The sequence below is a fragment of the Amycolatopsis thermalba genome (genome assembly GCF_023376025.1).
Classification (GTDB): Bacteria; Actinomycetota; Actinomycetes; order Mycobacteriales; family Pseudonocardiaceae; genus Amycolatopsis_E; species Amycolatopsis_E thermalba.
Genome location: NZ_CP091196.1, coordinates 3,803,561 through 3,818,167 on the forward strand (window position 1 = coordinate 3,803,561; position 14,607 = coordinate 3,818,167).

Annotated in this window: 13 protein-coding genes; 6 read left to right on the top strand and 7 right to left on the bottom strand. The window is 71.9% G+C overall.

The features are described 5' to 3' along the window. Window positions 1–17: 17 nt before the first annotated feature. Window positions 18–470, top strand: coding sequence for a Fur family transcriptional regulator (locus tag L1857_RS18340; protein WP_116110129.1), 453 nt, complete (start codon window positions 18–20; stop codon window positions 468–470). Next, window positions 471–2,747: a catalase/peroxidase HPI gene (katG, locus tag L1857_RS18345; protein ID WP_116110128.1), complete on the top strand. Its 2,277-nt coding sequence runs from the start codon at window positions 471–473 to the stop codon at window positions 2,745–2,747. An 85-nt stretch (window positions 2,748–2,832) separates the two neighbouring features. Here katG and ilvD read toward each other — a convergent pair whose 3' ends face one another. Continuing rightward, window positions 2,833–4,668, bottom strand: a complete 1,836-nt coding sequence (gene ilvD / locus L1857_RS18350) for a dihydroxy-acid dehydratase (protein ID WP_116110127.1) — start codon at window positions 4,666–4,668, stop codon at window positions 2,833–2,835. Window positions 4,669–4,750: 82 nt separating this feature from the next. Between ilvD and L1857_RS18355 the strand changes: the two genes are divergently transcribed. Both L1857_RS18355 and L1857_RS18360 read left to right on the top strand, forming a co-directional pair. Next, complete coding sequence (locus tag L1857_RS18355; protein ID WP_116110168.1) at window positions 4,751–5,593, top strand: helix-turn-helix transcriptional regulator; 843 nt, start codon at window positions 4,751–4,753, stop codon at window positions 5,591–5,593. Next, on the top strand, window positions 5,590–5,997 hold the full coding sequence (locus L1857_RS18360; RefSeq protein ID WP_116110126.1) for a RidA family protein: 408 nt from the start codon (window positions 5,590–5,592) through the stop codon (window positions 5,995–5,997). The genes L1857_RS18355 and L1857_RS18360 overlap by 4 nt, the downstream gene beginning before the upstream one ends. 130 nt (window positions 5,998–6,127) lie before the next feature. Here the strand turns inward: L1857_RS18360 and L1857_RS18365 are convergent, their stop codons facing one another. Genes L1857_RS18365 through L1857_RS18390 form a run of 6 tightly spaced genes read right to left on the bottom strand, consistent with a single transcriptional unit; the run spans window position 6,128 to window position 12,741 of the window. Then, entirely contained in the window at window positions 6,128–7,093 is a 966-nt protein-coding gene (locus tag L1857_RS18365) for an ABC transporter substrate-binding protein (protein ID WP_094005372.1), read from the bottom strand. A 19-nt stretch (window positions 7,094–7,112) separates the two neighbouring features. Then, window positions 7,113–8,108, bottom strand: coding sequence for an ABC transporter permease (locus L1857_RS18370; protein WP_094005373.1), 996 nt, complete (start codon window positions 8,106–8,108; stop codon window positions 7,113–7,115). Then, a complete protein-coding gene (locus L1857_RS18375) occupies window positions 8,105–9,664 on the bottom strand; it encodes a sugar ABC transporter ATP-binding protein (RefSeq protein WP_369806796.1) in 1,560 nt (519 codons plus the stop codon). The genes L1857_RS18370 and L1857_RS18375 overlap by 4 nt, the downstream gene beginning before the upstream one ends. A 14-nt stretch (window positions 9,665–9,678) precedes the next feature. Beyond that, entirely contained in the window at window positions 9,679–10,527 is an 849-nt protein-coding gene (locus tag L1857_RS18380; protein WP_094005375.1) for an amidohydrolase family protein, read from the bottom strand. Continuing rightward, window positions 10,524–11,471, bottom strand: coding sequence for an aldo/keto reductase (locus L1857_RS18385; RefSeq protein ID WP_094005376.1), 948 nt, complete (start codon window positions 11,469–11,471; stop codon window positions 10,524–10,526). The genes L1857_RS18380 and L1857_RS18385 overlap by 4 nt, the downstream gene beginning before the upstream one ends. After that, a complete protein-coding gene (locus tag L1857_RS18390; RefSeq protein ID WP_094005377.1) occupies window positions 11,464–12,741 on the bottom strand; it encodes an L-fuconate dehydratase in 1,278 nt (425 codons plus the stop codon). Before L1857_RS18390 ends, L1857_RS18385 begins: the two co-directional genes overlap by 8 nt. A gap of 149 nt (window positions 12,742–12,890) precedes the next feature. On the opposite strand from L1857_RS18390, the gene L1857_RS18395 reads away from it, so the two are divergent. Continuing rightward, window positions 12,891–13,748 carry a fumarylacetoacetate hydrolase family protein gene (locus L1857_RS18395; protein WP_116110123.1) on the top strand — a complete coding sequence of 286 codons (858 nt, stop codon included), beginning with the start codon at window positions 12,891–12,893 and terminating at the stop codon, window positions 13,746–13,748. Next, complete coding sequence (locus L1857_RS18400; protein WP_116110122.1) at window positions 13,748–14,482, top strand: SDR family NAD(P)-dependent oxidoreductase; 735 nt, start codon at window positions 13,748–13,750, stop codon at window positions 14,480–14,482. Before L1857_RS18395 ends, L1857_RS18400 begins: the two co-directional genes overlap by 1 nt. Window positions 14,483–14,607: the final 125 nt, after the last annotated feature.

Genomic DNA, 14,607 nt, shown 5'->3' on the forward strand with positions numbered 1-14,607 from the left:
GCTCTAGGGTCTGCCGCGTGACGTCGGACTTCGAGGCGCAGCTGCGGGCGGTCTCGTTGCGTGTGACCCGGCCCCGCCTGGCGGTGCTGGCCGCGCTGCACGACCACCCGCACGTCGACACCGAAACGGTGATCGAGCTGGTGCGCGCCGACCACCCGACGGTGTCCCATCAGGCCGTCTACGACGTGCTGCGGGCCCTCACCGAGGCCGGGCTGGTGCGCCGCATCCAGCCGGCCGGCGCGAACGCCCGCTACGAGTCCCGGGTGGGCGACAACCACCACCACGTCGTCTGCCGCTCCTGCGGTGCGATCGCCGACGTCGACTGCACCGTCGGCCACGCCCCGTGTCTCACCGCCTCGGACGATCACGGCTTCGTGATCGACCAGGCGGAGGTCGTCTTTTGGGGCGTCTGCCCCGACTGCTCGGCCGCCGCAGTTCCCCACGAAACCGCCAGCTCGGAAGGCAAGTAGATGAGCGACACCCAGGACAACACCCCCTCCAGCGCGCAGGGGGTGGACAAGAAGGCGGCGGCCGGGTGCCCGGTCGCGCACGATTCGGTGACCTCGCACGGCAGCGAGAGCGAGAACCCGGCCATCGACTCGCCGACGCCGAAGTCGAGCGGCCGCCCGCGCACCAACCGCGACTGGTGGCCCAACCAGCTCGACCTGTCGGTGCTGCACGCGCACGACTCCAAGAGCAACCCGCTGGGCAAGGACTTCGACTACGCCAAGGAGTTCGCCAAGCTCGACGTCGAGGCGCTCAAGCGCGACATCGAGCAGGTGCTGACCACCTCGCAGGACTGGTGGCCCGCCGACTTCGGCCACTACGGCGGCCTGATGATCCGCATGAGCTGGCACTCCGCGGGCACCTACCGCATCCACGACGGCCGCGGCGGCGCCGGTGACGGCGCGCAGCGCTTCGCCCCGCTCAACAGCTGGCCGGACAACGCCAACCTGGACAAGGCGCGCCGCCTGCTGTGGCCGGTCAAGCAGAAGTACGGCCAGAAGATCTCGTGGGCCGACCTGCTCGTGTTCGCCGGCAACGTGGCCCTGGAGTCGATGGGCTTCAAGACCTTCGGCTTCGGCTTCGGCCGCGAGGACGTCTGGGAGCCCGAGGAGATCTTCTGGGGCCCGGAGGACGACTGGCTGGGCGACGAGCGCTACGCCGGCGACACCGAGATGGTGCCCGAGCTCGGCGCCACCGAGATGGGCCTGATCTACGTCAACCCGGAGGGTCCCCGCGGCAGCGCGGACTTCATGGCCGCGGCGCACTTCATCCGCGAGACCTTCGGCCGCATGGCGATGAACGACGAGGAGACCGTCGCGCTGATCGCCGGTGGCCACACCTTCGGCAAGACCCACGGCGCCGGCATCGCCGACGACCACGTGGGCCCCGAGCCGGAGGCCGCCCCGCTGGAGGCGCAGGGCCTGGGCTGGCTGAGCACCCACGGCAGCGGCAAGGGCCCGGACACGATCACCAGCGGCCTCGAGGTCACCTGGACCGACAAGCCGACCGAGTGGAGCAACCGCTTCTTCGAGATCCTGTTCGGCTACGAGTGGGAGCTGACCACCAGCCCCGGCGGCGCCAAGCAGTACGTCGCCAAGGACGCGCCGGAGATCATCCCGGACCCGTACGACCCGAACAAGAAGTACAAGCCGACCATGCTCACCACGGACCTGGCGCTGCGCTTCGACCCGGTCTACGGCAAGATCTCGCGCCGGTTCCTGGAGAACCCGGACGAGTTCGCGCTGGCGTTCGCCAAGGCCTGGTACAAGCTGCTGCACCGTGACATGGGCCCGGTCACCCGCTACCTGGGCCCGTGGGTCGCCGAGCCGCAGCTGTGGCAGGACCCGGTGCCGGCCGTGGACCACGAGCTGGTCGGCGAGGCCGACATCGCCGCCCTCAAGGCGAAGGTGGTGGAGTCCGGTCTCACCACCGCCCAGCTGGTCAGCACCGCGTGGGCGTCGGCGGCGAGCTTCCGGTCCACCGACAAGCGCGGTGGCGCCAACGGCGCCCGGATCCGGCTGGAGCCGCAGCGCAACTGGGAGGTCAACCAGCCCGAGCAGCTCGCGGCGGTGCTGGAGAAGCTGGAGGCCATCCAGCGCGAGTTCAACGAGGCCGGCGGCGCGAAGATCTCGCTGGCCGACCTGATCGTGCTGGCCGGTTCGGCCGCGGTGGAGAAGGCCGCGCGCGACGCGGGCGTCGAGGTGACCGTGCCGTTCCACCCGGGCCGCACCGACGCCAGCCAGGAGCAGACCGACGTCGAGTCGTTCAAGGTGCTCGAGCCGCGCGCCGACGGGTTCCGCAACTACCTGCGGGCCGGTGAGAAGCTCCAGCCGGAGGTGCTGCTGGTCGACCGCGCCTACATGCTGGACCTGACCGCGCCGGAGATGACCGTCCTGGTCGGCGGTCTGCGGTCGCTGGGCGCCAATCACGGCGGCGTCCAGCACGGTGTCCTCACCGACAAGCCGGGTGTGCTCACCAACGACTTCTTCGCCAACCTGCTCGCGCCGGGCACCCAGTGGAAGGCGTCGGAGTCGGAGGAGAACGTCTACGAGATCCGCGACGTGGCGACCGGCGAGCTGAAGTGGACGGCCACCCCGGTCGACCTCATCTTCGGCTCCAACTCGCAGCTGCGGGCCCTCGCGGAGGTCTACGCCAGCGACGACGCGCGGGAGAAGTTCGTCAACGACTTCGTCGCGGCCTGGACGAAGGTCATGGAACTGGACCGGTTCGACCTGTCCTGATCCCCCAACCCCAGCGGCGAGCCCGGCCGGTCCACAGTGGACCGGCCGGGCTCGTCCCGTTGCTGCCGGTGCCCCGGTCCGGACCTCACGGGGCCTCCGGCACCTCGCGCACCGCGCCCTTGTCCGCTGACAGGGCCATCGCCGCGTAGGCGCGCAGCGCGGTGGACACCGTGCGCTCCCGGTTCCGGGGCCGGAAGGTCGCCTGGGCCCGGCGTTGCGCCAGCACCTCGGCGGGCACGTCGAGGTGCAGCGTGCGGCCGGGGATGTCGATGACGATCCGGTCGCCGTCCTCGACCAGGGCGATCGTCCCGCCCGCGGCGGCCTCCGGGGAGACGTGCCCGATCGACAGGCCCGAGCTGCCGCCGGAGAACCGGCCGTCGGTGACCAGCGCGCAGACCGTGCCGAGGCCGCGTCCCTTCAGGTACGAGGTGGGGTTGAGCATTTCCTGCATGCCGGGGCCGCCGCGCGGGCCCTCGTACCGCACCACCACGACATCGCCGGGCCGCACGCGCCCGGCCAGGATCGCCTCGGCGGCTTCCTCCTGCGATTCGGTCACCACGGCCGGCCCGGCGAAGGCCAGCACCGACGGGTCCACCCCGGCGGTCTTGACCACGCAGCCGTCCTCGGCGAGGCTGCCGCGCAGCACGGCCAGCCCGCCGTCGTCGGAGTAGGCGTGGGCGGCGTCGCGGATGCAGCCGCCCGCGGCGTCCAGATCCAGGTCGTGCCACCGTTCGGATTGCGAGAACGCTTCGGTGGTGCGGCGGCAGCCGGGTGCGGCGTGGAACAGCTCGACCGCCTCCGGGGAGGGCGAGCCGCCGCGGACGTCCCAGGTCTTGAGCCATTCGGCGAGCGAGCCGGCGTGCACGCTGTGCACGTTCTCGTGCAGGTGCCCGGCGCGGTGCAGTTCCCCGAGGAGCGCCGGGATGCCGCCGGCCCGGTGCACGTCCTCCATCAGGTAGTTGCCGTTGGGGGCGACCTTGCACAGGCACGGCACCTCGCGGGACCGCTGCTCGATGTCGGCCAGCGTGTAGTCCAGACCGGCCTCGTGCGCGGCGGCGAGCAGGTGCAGGACGGTGTTGGTGGATCCGCCCATCGCCAGGTCGAGCGCCATCGCGTTGTCGAAGGCGGCCCGCGAGGCGATGGCCCGGGGCAGCACGCTCTCGTCGCCGGTGTCGTAGAAGCGGCGCGCCAGGTCCACGACGGTGCGCCCGGCCTGCTCGTAGAGGGCGCGGCGCGCGGTGTGGGTGGCCAGCACCGAGCCGTTGCCGGGCAGGGCGAGTCCGAGGGCCTCGGTGAGGCAGTTCATCGAGTTGGCGGTGAACATGCCCGAACAGGATCCGCAGGTCGGGCAGGCGGCTTCCTCGATGCGGGCGATGTCGGCGTCGGACACGGTGTCGGCGGCGGCGTCGGACATCGCCGAGACCAGGTGCAGCTTGGTGCGGACCGTGCCGTCGACGAGGACCGCGGTGCCGCCCTCCATCGGGCCGCCGGAGACGAACACGGTGGGGATGTTCAGGCGCAGCGCGGCCATCAGCATGCCGGGGGTGATCTTGTCGCAGTTGGAGATGCACACCAGGGCGTCGGCGCGGTGGGCCTGCACCATGTACTCGACGGAGTCGGCGATCAGGTCGCGGGAGGGCAGCGAGTACAGCATCCCCTCGTGGCCCATGGCGATGCCGTCGTCGACGGCGATCGTGTTGAACTCGCGCGGGATGCCGCCGGCCGCGCGGATCGCCTCGGACACGATCCGGCCGACCGGCTGGAGGTGGACGTGGCCGGGCACGAACTCGGTGAAGCTGTTGGCGACGGCCACGATCGGCTTGCCGAAGTCCTCGCGGGCCACACCCGCGGCGCGCAGCAGCGCGCGGGCACCGGCCATGTTGCGTCCGTGGGTGACAGTGCGTGATCGCAGTTCGGGCATGCGCTCACGATGCCCGCCGCGTGCGGGGAAGCGAAGACGCTGCGAACACCAGTAGCGGCACTACTAGTGTTGCGGGGTGACCATGCGTGCCCTCGGGGAGTTCCTGCGCAACCGGCGGACCCGGCTCGTGCGGGCCGAGCTCGACCTGCCCCCGGTGGGCCGCGGCCGGACCACCGGGCTGCGCCGCGAGGAGGTCGCGTTCCTGTCGGGTGTCAGCGTCACCTGGTACACCTGGCTGGAGCAGGGCCGCGACATCAACCCCTCGCGCGAGGTCCTCGACGCGATCGCGCGCACGCTGCGGCTGAGCGGCGCCGAGCACGCCTACGTGGTTTCCCTCGCCGGATACACGGCGCCACCGCCGCCCGCCGCGCCGGTGCCCGAAGCCGCGCCGCGGCACGTGCAGCGGCTGCTCGACGCGCTCGCGCAGTCGCCCGCCTACGCGGTGGCGCCGGACTGGCAGATCACCGGCTGGAACGCCGCCTACGCGGCGCTCTACCCGAACGTCGCGACCGTCCCGGCGCAGGACCGCAACCTGCTGTGGCTGGTGTTCACCGACCCGTACGTGCGGCAGCTGCTGCCGGACTGGGAGGTCACCAGCCGCCGGTTCCTGGCCGAGTTCCGGGCCGAGGCCGGTCCCCGGCTGGGGGAGTTCGGTTACCTGATCGACCGGCTGCTGGCGGCCAGCGATCACTTCCGGGCGGGCTGGGAGAGCCTGGGCGTCGAGCGGTTCGCCTCCCGCGAGCGCCTGTTCCGGCACCCGGTGGCGGGGGAGCTGCTGCTGGAACACCACCAGCTCACGCCTCAGGACCACCCCGGCCTGCACCTGGTCGTCTACACCCCGGTGCGCGAGGCCGACACCGCGACGCTGCGGCGGCTGCTCGCCGCACCACCCGTATCCATCGAACGAACTGAGGAGAACGCATGATCCGGCGCTGGAACCCGGACACCGTCGCCGCCCCCATCGGGATGTACAGCCACCTGGCCCAGGTGCCGTCCGGGCACGAGCTGGTGGTGATCTCCGGCCAGGTCGGCGCGCTGCCCGATGGCTCGCTCGCGGGTGCCGACGCCGAGGCCCAGACCGAGGCGGTGTTCGCCAACCTGGAGCGGCTCCTGGCGGCGGCGGGCGCGCAGCCGGGGCACGTGGTGAAGGTGTTCAGCATGGTGGCCGGCGCCGAGCACCTGCCCGGCTTCCGCTCGGTGGTGAAGCGGACCTTCACCCGCTGGTACCCGGACGGCGACTGGCCGGCGCAGTCGCTGATCGTGGCGGCCGCGCTGGCCCGGCCGGACATCCTGGTGGAGGTCGAGGCGATGGCCGCGGTGCCGCGCTGACGCCCACTCCGAGCCCGCCGTGACGGCGATGCGCGAGGCTGCTCGACCCGTGGCCCAGCACCGCGGTGCTGGGCCACGGCACGCCGGCCGTGGACGGCCCCGTCGACCGTCCACGGCCCTCACCCGGCGGTCACTGGTACAGCGCCGCCTGGATCTTCGGGTCGTTGATGTTGCTCTTGTCGTACCAGTAGTACGCCGTGTCGATCCGCTTCGGCAGTTGTTCGCCGTTGATGGCCTTCAGCGCGGCGTCCACCAGCTGCCGTCCCATGTCCACCGGGTCCTGCGTCACGGCGCCGGCCATCAGGCCGCTGTTGATCGCGTCGATCTGGGCCTTGCCGGAGTCGAACCCGACGATCGTCAGGCCCTGCTTCCCGCTCTCCTGCACGCCCTTGATCACCCCGATCGCCGAGCCCTCGTTGGAGGCGTAGATCCCCTTCAGGTCCGGGTTCGCCGCGATGATCGACTTGGTGATGTTGGCCGACTCCAGCTGGTCACCCCCGCCGTACTGGGGCGCCAGCACCGTGATGCCGGGCGCGTTCTTCGCCATCCAGTCCAGGAACCCGTCCCGCCGGTCCTTGCCCGACAGGCTCGTCTGGTCGTGCACCACCAGCGCGACCTTGCCCTGCCCGCCGATCTGCTCGGCCAGGTGCTTGGCCGCCTCCGCCGCCGCGGCCTTGTTGTCCGTGGCCACGGTCGTCACCGGGATGTCACTGTCCACACCGGAGTCGAACGCCACGACCGGGACGTTCTGCGCCTTCGCCTGCTGCAGCAGGGGAGCGGCCGCGCGCGAGTCCAGCGCGGCGAACCCGAGCGCCCGTGGCGATTTCGCCAGCTCGTTGGTGAGCATGTTGACCTGCTGCTCGACGTCCTTCTCGGTCGCCGGGCCGACGAAGGTCGTACGGGCGCCCTTCGCGGCGGCCTGGTCCTCGGCGCCCTTCTTCACGGCCTGCCAGAACTGGTGCTGGAAGCCCTTCGACACGATGGCGATGAGCGGCCCGTTCCCGCCGCCCGCGGTGCCGCCGTCCTGGCCGCACGCGGTCATCGTCAGCGCCAGCACGGCGCCGGCGACCGCGGCGACGATCTTCTGCGTCCTCATCAAGAACTCCTTCGTTCTCTCAGGCTTCCCGTTTCCGGATCCGGTCGGTGTAGACGGCCACCAGGATCACGCACCCGAGGATGACGTTCTGCCACTCCTGCGGGATCGACATGATCTGCAGCCCGTTGTTCAGCACCGAGATGATCAGCGCGCCGATCAGGGTGCCGATGATGGAGCCCTTGCCGCCGGACAGCGACGTCCCGCCGATCACCACGGCGGCGATCGCCTGCAGCTCGTACCCCATGCCGGTGGCCGGCTGCGCCGACCCCAGCCGCGCCGAGATCATCACCCCGGCCAGGCCGGTGAACAGCCCGGCGAACGCGTAGATCCCGACCTTCCACCGGCGCACGTCGATGCCGGACAGCGCGGTCGCTTCCTCGTTGCTGCCGATCGAGTACGTGTAGCGGCCGAGCACCGTCTTGGTCAGCAGCACGCCCGCGATGATCGCGATCGCGGCCAGGATGAGCACCGCGTTGGGCACGTTCGGGATCAGGTTGCCCGCGGAGATGTCGATGTAGCCGGGCGAGTCGCTGAAGTAGATCGGGGTGCTGTTCGACAGCACCAGCGCCAGCCCCTCGGCGACCAGCATCATCGCCAGCGTCGCGATGAACGGCGGGATCTTCAGCAGCGCCACGTTGATGCCGTTGACCAGCCCCATCAGCCCGCCGAACAGGATCGCCAGCGGCACCCCGACCGCCGGCGGCAGGCCGGAGTTCACGATGAACACCCCGGACATCACCGCGCACAACGCCATGCCGGTGCCGATCGACAGGTCGATGCCGCCGGTGATGATCACGAACGTGGTGCCGATCGCGAGCGTCCCGATCACCACCGTGGAGAACAGGATGGCGATGAAGTTGCCGTAGGAGAAGAAGAACGGGCTGACGATCGAGAAGAACGCGTAGATCACGATGAGGCTGGCGAAGGCCAGCAGCTGCTGCAGCCTGCTCTTGATCGCGCCGGCCACCCCGCCGGTGCGCTGCGGCTCCGCCGGGGGAGCTTTCACCGTGGTCATGACTGACCTGCCTTCCCTTCGGGGGCGAGACCGAGTTCGGCGGCGTCGGCGGGATTCTCGTCCGGCCGCAGGGTCGCGTAGTGCATGATGTTCTCCTGGGTCGCCTCGGCGGCGTCGAGCACGCGGGTCACGCGGCCCTCGCTCATCACCACCACGCGGTGGGACATGCGCAGGATCTCCGGGAGTTCCGAGGAGATCATGATGATCGACTTGCCCTGCCCGGTCAGCTCGCGCAGCAGCTGGTAGATCTCCTCCTTCGCGCCGACGTCGATGCCGCGCGTCGGCTCGTCGAAGATGAGGACCTCGCAGTCCTTGGCCAGCCACTTGGCGATGACGACCTTCTGCTGGTTGCCGCCGGAGAGGTTCTTCGTCGTCTGGTCGAGCGAGGGCGTCTTGATGCGCAGCGCGCCGACGTAGCGTCCGGCCTTCGCCCGCAGCGCGCCGTCGCGCACGAACCCGGCCCTGGTGAACTGGTCCCGCAGCGCCGACAACGCGATGTTGGCCTTGACGTCCTGGTCCAGCAGCAGGCCGAACCGCTTCCGGTCCTCCGACAGGTAGCCGATGCCCAGTTTCGCGGCGTCGGCCGGGGTGCCGATGCGGACCGGCCTGCCGTGCAGGGTGACGGTGCCGGCCTCGGCCTTGTCCGCGCCGACCAGCGCCCGCGCGACCTCGGTCCGGCCGGCGCCCATCAGGCCGGCGAAGCCGAGGATCTCGCCGTGCCGCAGGTCGAACGACACGTCCTTGAGCAGGTCCCGGGTGCGCAGGCCCTCGACGCGCAGCACGACCTCCCGGTCGGAGCGCACCCCCTCCGGGCGGGCCTCGGTGTCGATGGCCCGGCCCACCATCAGGGCGATGATGTCCGGGGTGGCGGCCGTCGCCATGTCGAGCGTGTCGATGTACTCGCCGTCGCGGATCACGGTGACCCGGTCGGCGATGCGCTTGATCTCCTCCATCCGGTGGGAGATGTAGATGACGCCGGTGCCCGGCCGCACGAACCGGCGGATCAGCTCGTGCAGCGTCGCCACCTCGGCGTCGTTGAGCGCGGCGGTCGGCTCGTCCATGATCAGCACACGCGGGTCGTAGGACAGCGCCTTGGCGATCTCCACCATCTGCTGGTTGGCCACGGTCAGCTCGCCCACCACGGCCCGCGGGTCCAGGCGCAGGTGCAGCCGGTCGAGCAGGTCGGCGGTGTCGGCGTTGAGCTTGCGCTCGTCGAGCAGCAGCCGCCCGCGGCGGGGTTCCCGGCCGATGAAGACGTTCTGCGCGACCGTCAGGTGCGGCACCAGGTTGAACTCCTGGTGGATGATGCTGATGCCCAGCTCCAGGGCGTGCCGCGGGCCGGCGGGCCGGTAGGGCTCGCCGCCCAGCCGGAACTGGCCCGCGTCGGCGCTGTGGATGCCGGACAGCAGCTTCATCAGCGTGGACTTGCCCGCGCCGTTCTCGCCGACCAGCGCGAGCACCTCGCCGGACCGCAGCTCCAGCCGCATGTCGTGCAGCGCGCGCACGCCGGGGAAGCTCTTGTCCACGCCCTCGACTTCGAGCAACGGTTCCGTCATCGTCGCGACCCCGCTCATCGCACCCGCTCCGCCACACCGTAGATCGCGCTCGCGGTGCCGGACAACACGAGCGACCGTTCGCTGGCCGGCAGCTCACCGATCAGTGCCGACACCGCGTCCCAGGTCCGGCCGTACCCTCCACTGGGGACGGTCATCGGCCAGTCCCCGCCGTACATCAGCCGGCCCGCGCCGAACACCTCGAACGCCGCCTCCACCGCCGGCCGCGCGGCGTCGGCGGTCAGCGGCTCGCCGGGCCGCTGCAGTCCGGAGATCTTCGCGACCGTGCCGGGGTGCGCGGCCACCGCCCGCAGCGTGGACAGCCAGGCGCGGAACTCTTCCGGGTCCGCGGGCGGTTTGCCGAGGTGGTCGACCACGATCGTCAGCTCCGGCAGGGCCGCCGCCAGGTCGGCGACCTGGCCGAGGTGCCGGGGCCAGGCGTCGGGGACGTCGAACGGCAGTCCGCGCTCGGCGAGCACGGCCAGCGAGCGGCGGACCGCGGGCAGGTCGAGGAAGTCCGCGCGCGGGTCGTCGTGCACCAGGTGCCGCACCCCGCGGAAGGCCGGGTGCCGCTGCCACCGGTCGAGCTGGCGGCGCGCGGTGTCCGGGTCGTCGAGGCGGACCCAGCCGACCACCCCGGCGATCCAGTCGTGCCGGCCGGCCTGGGCGAGCATGAACTCGGTGTCGGTCTCGGAGTCCTCGGCCTGCACCAGCACGGCCGTGGCGATCCCGGCGGCGTCCAGTTCCCGCCGGGCCTGTTCCGCGGTGAAGGTGGTGTGCAGCGGGCTGCCGGGCGGCAGCCACGCGTACTCGCTCACCGTGAGGTCCCACAGGTGCAGGTGGGTGTCCACGACGTGCCCGGTCATGCCCGGATCAGCCCCTTGTCCCGCAGCGTCGTCCAGAGCTCGGCGGGCACGGTGGCCGCCAGCCGCCGGGCGTTCTGCCGCACCTCCTCCGGGGTGGCCGCGCCGGCCACCACCGCGCGCACCGCCGGGTCCCGCAGCGGGAAGTGCAGCGCGGCGGTGGGCAGGTCGACGCCGAATTCGGCGCACACGGCGGCGATCTCGCGCGCGGTGACCAGGACGTCCGGGGGAGCGGCGGCGTAGTCGTAGCGGCCGGCCGGCTCGGGTGTGGCGAGCAGTCCGGAGTTGAACACGCTCGCGGCCGCCACGCCGATCGAGCGGGCGCGGCACTCGGGCAGCACCTCGTCCAGCGCGGACTGGTCGAGCAGGGTGAACCGGCCGGCGACCATCAGCAGGTCGGCGATGCCGGAGCGCGCGGCGGCGGCGAGCGCGGCGACCGATTTGGAGCCGACGCCGACCGCCCGCACCACGCCCTCGTCGCGCAGCCCGGCGAGCGCGGGCAGCCCCGAGGCCAGGGCGGGGTCGAGGTCGTACTCCTCGGGGTCGTGCAGGTAGACGACGTCGACGGAATCCAGGCCGAGCCGGGTCAGCGAGTCGTCGAGGCTGCGCCGCACCCCGTCGGCGGAAAAGTCCCACACCCGGCGGTGGTCGGCGGGCACGGCGAACTGGTTCGCCTCGTCCAGGCGGCCCGCGCCGGCCGGGTCGGGCACCAGGAGCCGCCCGGCCTTGGTGGACACCACGAACTCTGCGCGCGGCTTGCCCGCCAGGAACGCGCCGAGGCGGCGCTCGGACAGGCCGAGGCCGTAGTGCGGGGCGGTGTCGAAGTAGCGGATGCCGGAGTCCCACGCGGCCTCCAGCACGGCGTGGGCCTGCTCGTCGCTCATCGGCGCGTACAGGTTGCCCAGGTTCGCGGCGCCGAGCGCGAACGGGCCGGGCAGGCTAGCCATGGGCGTACTCCTGGAGGGAGGCCGCGTGCATCTCGGTGCCCGCGCCCGGCGCCTTCGGCGCGAAGTAGCGTCCACTGTGGACGTCCACCGGGGTGACGAAGTGCTCGTGCAGGTGGTCGACGAACTCGATCATCCGGTCCTGCATGGTCCCGGACACCGCGACGTAGTCGAACATCGCCAGGTGCTGCACCGCCTCGCACAGGCCGACGCCGCCGGCGTGCGGGCACACCCGGACGCCGAACTTGGCGGCCAGCAGCAGGATCGCGATGTTCTCGTTGACCCCGGCCACCCGGGTGGCGTCCAGTTGCAGCACCGACAGCGCCTTGGCCTGCAGGAGCTGTTTGAACAGCACGCGGTTGGCGCCGTGCTCGCCGGTGGCGACCGGGATGGGCGCGACGGCCTCGGCGATCGCGGCGTGGCCGAGGATGTCGTCCGGGCTGGTGGGTTCCTCGATCCAGGCGAGGTCGAACGGGCGCAGCCGCTCCACCCAGGCGATCGCGTCGGCGACGTCCCAGCGCTGGTTGGCGTCCACCGCGATCCGCACGTCCGGGCCGCACACCTCACGCGCGATCCGCAGGCGGCGCACGTCGTCGTCGAGGTCGGCGCCCACCTTGAGCTTGATCTGGCCGAACCCGTCCGCGACCGCCTCCCGGCACAGCCGGGCGAGCTTGTCGTCGTCGTAGCCCAGCCAGCCGGGGGTGGTGGTGTAGGCGGGGTAGCCCTCGCTCAGCAGCCGCGCCTCCCGTTCGGCACGGCCGGGCTGGGCGGCGCGGAGGATGTCCAGCGCCTCCTCGCGGGTCAGCGCGTCGGTCAGGTACCGGAAGTCGACGAGGTCGACGATCTCCTCCGGGCTGAGCGAGGACAGCAGCTGCCACAACGGTTTGCCTTCGCGTTTGGCGCGCAGGTCCCACAGCGCGTTGACGGCCGCGCCGATGGCCATGTGCATGATCCCCTTCTCGGGGCCGAGCCAGCGCAGCTGCGAATCGTGCACCAGCTCGCGCCACAGCCCGCCGAGGCCGGCGAGCGTGGCGTCCACGTCGCGGCCCAGCAGGTGCGGTTCGAGCGCGCGGAGCGCGGCGACCTGGACGTCGTTGCCGCGGCCGATGGTGAAGACGAACCCGTGGCCCTCCAGCCCGTCCCCGGCGTCGGTGACCAGGCGCAGGTAGGCGGCCGAGTAGTCGGGGTCCGGGTTCATCGCGTCGGAACCGTCGAGCGTCTGCGACGTCGGGAACCGGACGTCGTGCGTGTGCAGGGCGACGATGCGTGCCACGGACCCACTCCCTTGTACGCCTCGGTGACGACGCCGACGATAGAGATCCGATGTCTGCGGCGTCAAGGCTCGCGGGCGAGGGGAAAGTTCGCCTAGGATTTCGACGAGATCACGCGAGAGACCCGACCAATATCGTGAGGAAGTGAACCGTGCACCTCGTCCGCCTCGGTCCCGTCAACCAGGAACGTCCCGCCGTCGTCGCCGGCGGCACGACCTACGACCTGACCGGGCTGACCCCCGATCTCGACGGCGGGTTCCTCGCCGGGGGAGGGATCGCGGCGGTGCGGGCCGCGCTGGAGGCCGGTGAGCTGCCGGAGCTGCCGGACGCGTCGTCGCGGCGGGTCGGCTCGCCGGTCGCGCGGCCCGGCGCGATCATCTGCATCGGCATGAACTACGCCGAGCACGCCGCCGAGTCGGGCTCGGCCCCGCCGGACGTGCCGATCATGTTCCTCAAGACGCCCAACACGCTGGCCGGGCCGGACGACCCGGTGACGATCCCGCCCGGCAGTGAACGCACCGACTGGGAGGTCGAACTCGGTGTCGTGATCGGCAAGCGCGCCCTGTACCTCGACTCGCCGTCGCGGAGCCTGGAGCACGTCGCCGGGTTCGTGATCGGCAACGACGTCTCCGAGCGGCAGTACCAGCTCGCCGACTCCGGCGGGCAGTGGAGCAAGGGCAAGTGTGCGCCCGGGTTCAGCCCGCTGGGGCCGTGGCTGGTGCCCGCGGACGAGGTGGACCACACGGATCTGCGGCTGCGCAGCTGGGTCAACGGCGAACCGCGCCAGGACTCCACGACCGCGGACATGATCTTCGGCGTCGAGCACCTGGTGTGGCACCTGAGCCGTTATCTCGCGCTGGAGCCGGGCGACGTGATCATGACCGGCACGCCGCAGGGTGTCGCGTTGTCCGGGAAGTACCCGTACCTGCGGCCCGGGGACGTGGTGGAGCTGGAGATCGAGGTCCTGGGCAGGCAGCGTCAGGAGTTCGTCGCGGCGGAGGTGGCGTGATGGGCGAGTTCGACGGGCTGGTCGCCGCGGTCACCGGCGGGGCGTCCGGGATCGGCGCGGCGGTCGTGGCGGCGCTGCGGGAGCGGGGCGCGCGGGTGGCGGCGCTGGACCTGACCGAGGTCCCGGACGGTCTGCGGGTCGACGTGACCGATGACGAATCGGTGCGGCGGGCGATCTCGGCGGTGGTGGAGCGGTTCGGCGGGCTGGACATCGTGGTGAACAACGCCGGCGTCGGGGCGCAGGGCACGGTCGCCGACAACGACGACGCGGAATGGCTGCGGGTGCTGGACGTGAACCTGCTCGGCATGGTGCGGGTGAGCCGCGCGGCGCTGCCGCACCTGCGCCGGTCCCGCGCCGCGGCGATCGTGAACGTGGGCTCGATCGCGGCGACGGCCGGGCTGCCGCAGCGGGCCCTGTACAGCGCGTCGAAGGGCGCGGTGGCGGCGCTGACGCGGGCGATGGCCGCGGACCACCTGCGCGAGGGGATTCGGGTCAACTGCGTGCACCCGGGCACCGCCGACACGCCGTGGATCGGGCGGCTGCTGGAGCGAGCGGAGGACCCGGAGACCGAGCGGGCGGCGCTGGAGGCGCGGCAGCCGCACGGCAGGCTGGTGTCGCCGGCGGAGGTCGCCCACGCGGTGGCGTACCTGGCCAGCCCGCTGGCGAGGTCCACGGCCGGTGTGGGAGTGGCGGTGGACGGCGGGATGCAGGACCTGCGCCTGCGGCCCCGGTGAGCGCGGGGGCGAGCCGAGGCCGGTCGCCGCGTGGCGGGCGGTTCGGTGCCCACGGTGAGTGGCGCCCCGGGCGGAGCGGGCGCCCGCCTTCGGTGGGCACCGCCGGGCGCGCACGTTGAGTGGCC

Coding starts and splice junctions, on each gene's coding strand:
- katG (WP_116110128.1), top strand. CDS start 471: ATGAGCGACACCCAGGACAACACCCCCTCCAGCGCGCAGGGGGTGGAC.
- ilvD (WP_116110127.1), bottom strand. CDS start 4,668: ATGCCCGAACTGCGATCACGCACTGTCACCCACGGACGCAACATGGCC.
- L1857_RS18355 (WP_116110168.1), top strand. CDS start 4,751: ATGCGTGCCCTCGGGGAGTTCCTGCGCAACCGGCGGACCCGGCTCGTG.
- L1857_RS18360 (WP_116110126.1), top strand. CDS start 5,590: ATGATCCGGCGCTGGAACCCGGACACCGTCGCCGCCCCCATCGGGATG.
- L1857_RS18365 (WP_094005372.1), bottom strand. CDS start 7,093: ATGAGGACGCAGAAGATCGTCGCCGCGGTCGCCGGCGCCGTGCTGGCG.
- L1857_RS18370 (WP_094005373.1), bottom strand. CDS start 8,108: ATGACCACGGTGAAAGCTCCCCCGGCGGAGCCGCAGCGCACCGGCGGG.
- L1857_RS18375 (WP_369806796.1), bottom strand. CDS start 9,664: ATGACGGAACCGTTGCTCGAAGTCGAGGGCGTGGACAAGAGCTTCCCC.
- L1857_RS18380 (WP_094005375.1), bottom strand. CDS start 10,527: ATGACCGGGCACGTCGTGGACACCCACCTGCACCTGTGGGACCTCACG.
- L1857_RS18385 (WP_094005376.1), bottom strand. CDS start 11,471: ATGGCTAGCCTGCCCGGCCCGTTCGCGCTCGGCGCCGCGAACCTGGGC.
- L1857_RS18400 (WP_116110122.1), top strand. CDS start 13,748: ATGGGCGAGTTCGACGGGCTGGTCGCCGCGGTCACCGGCGGGGCGTCC.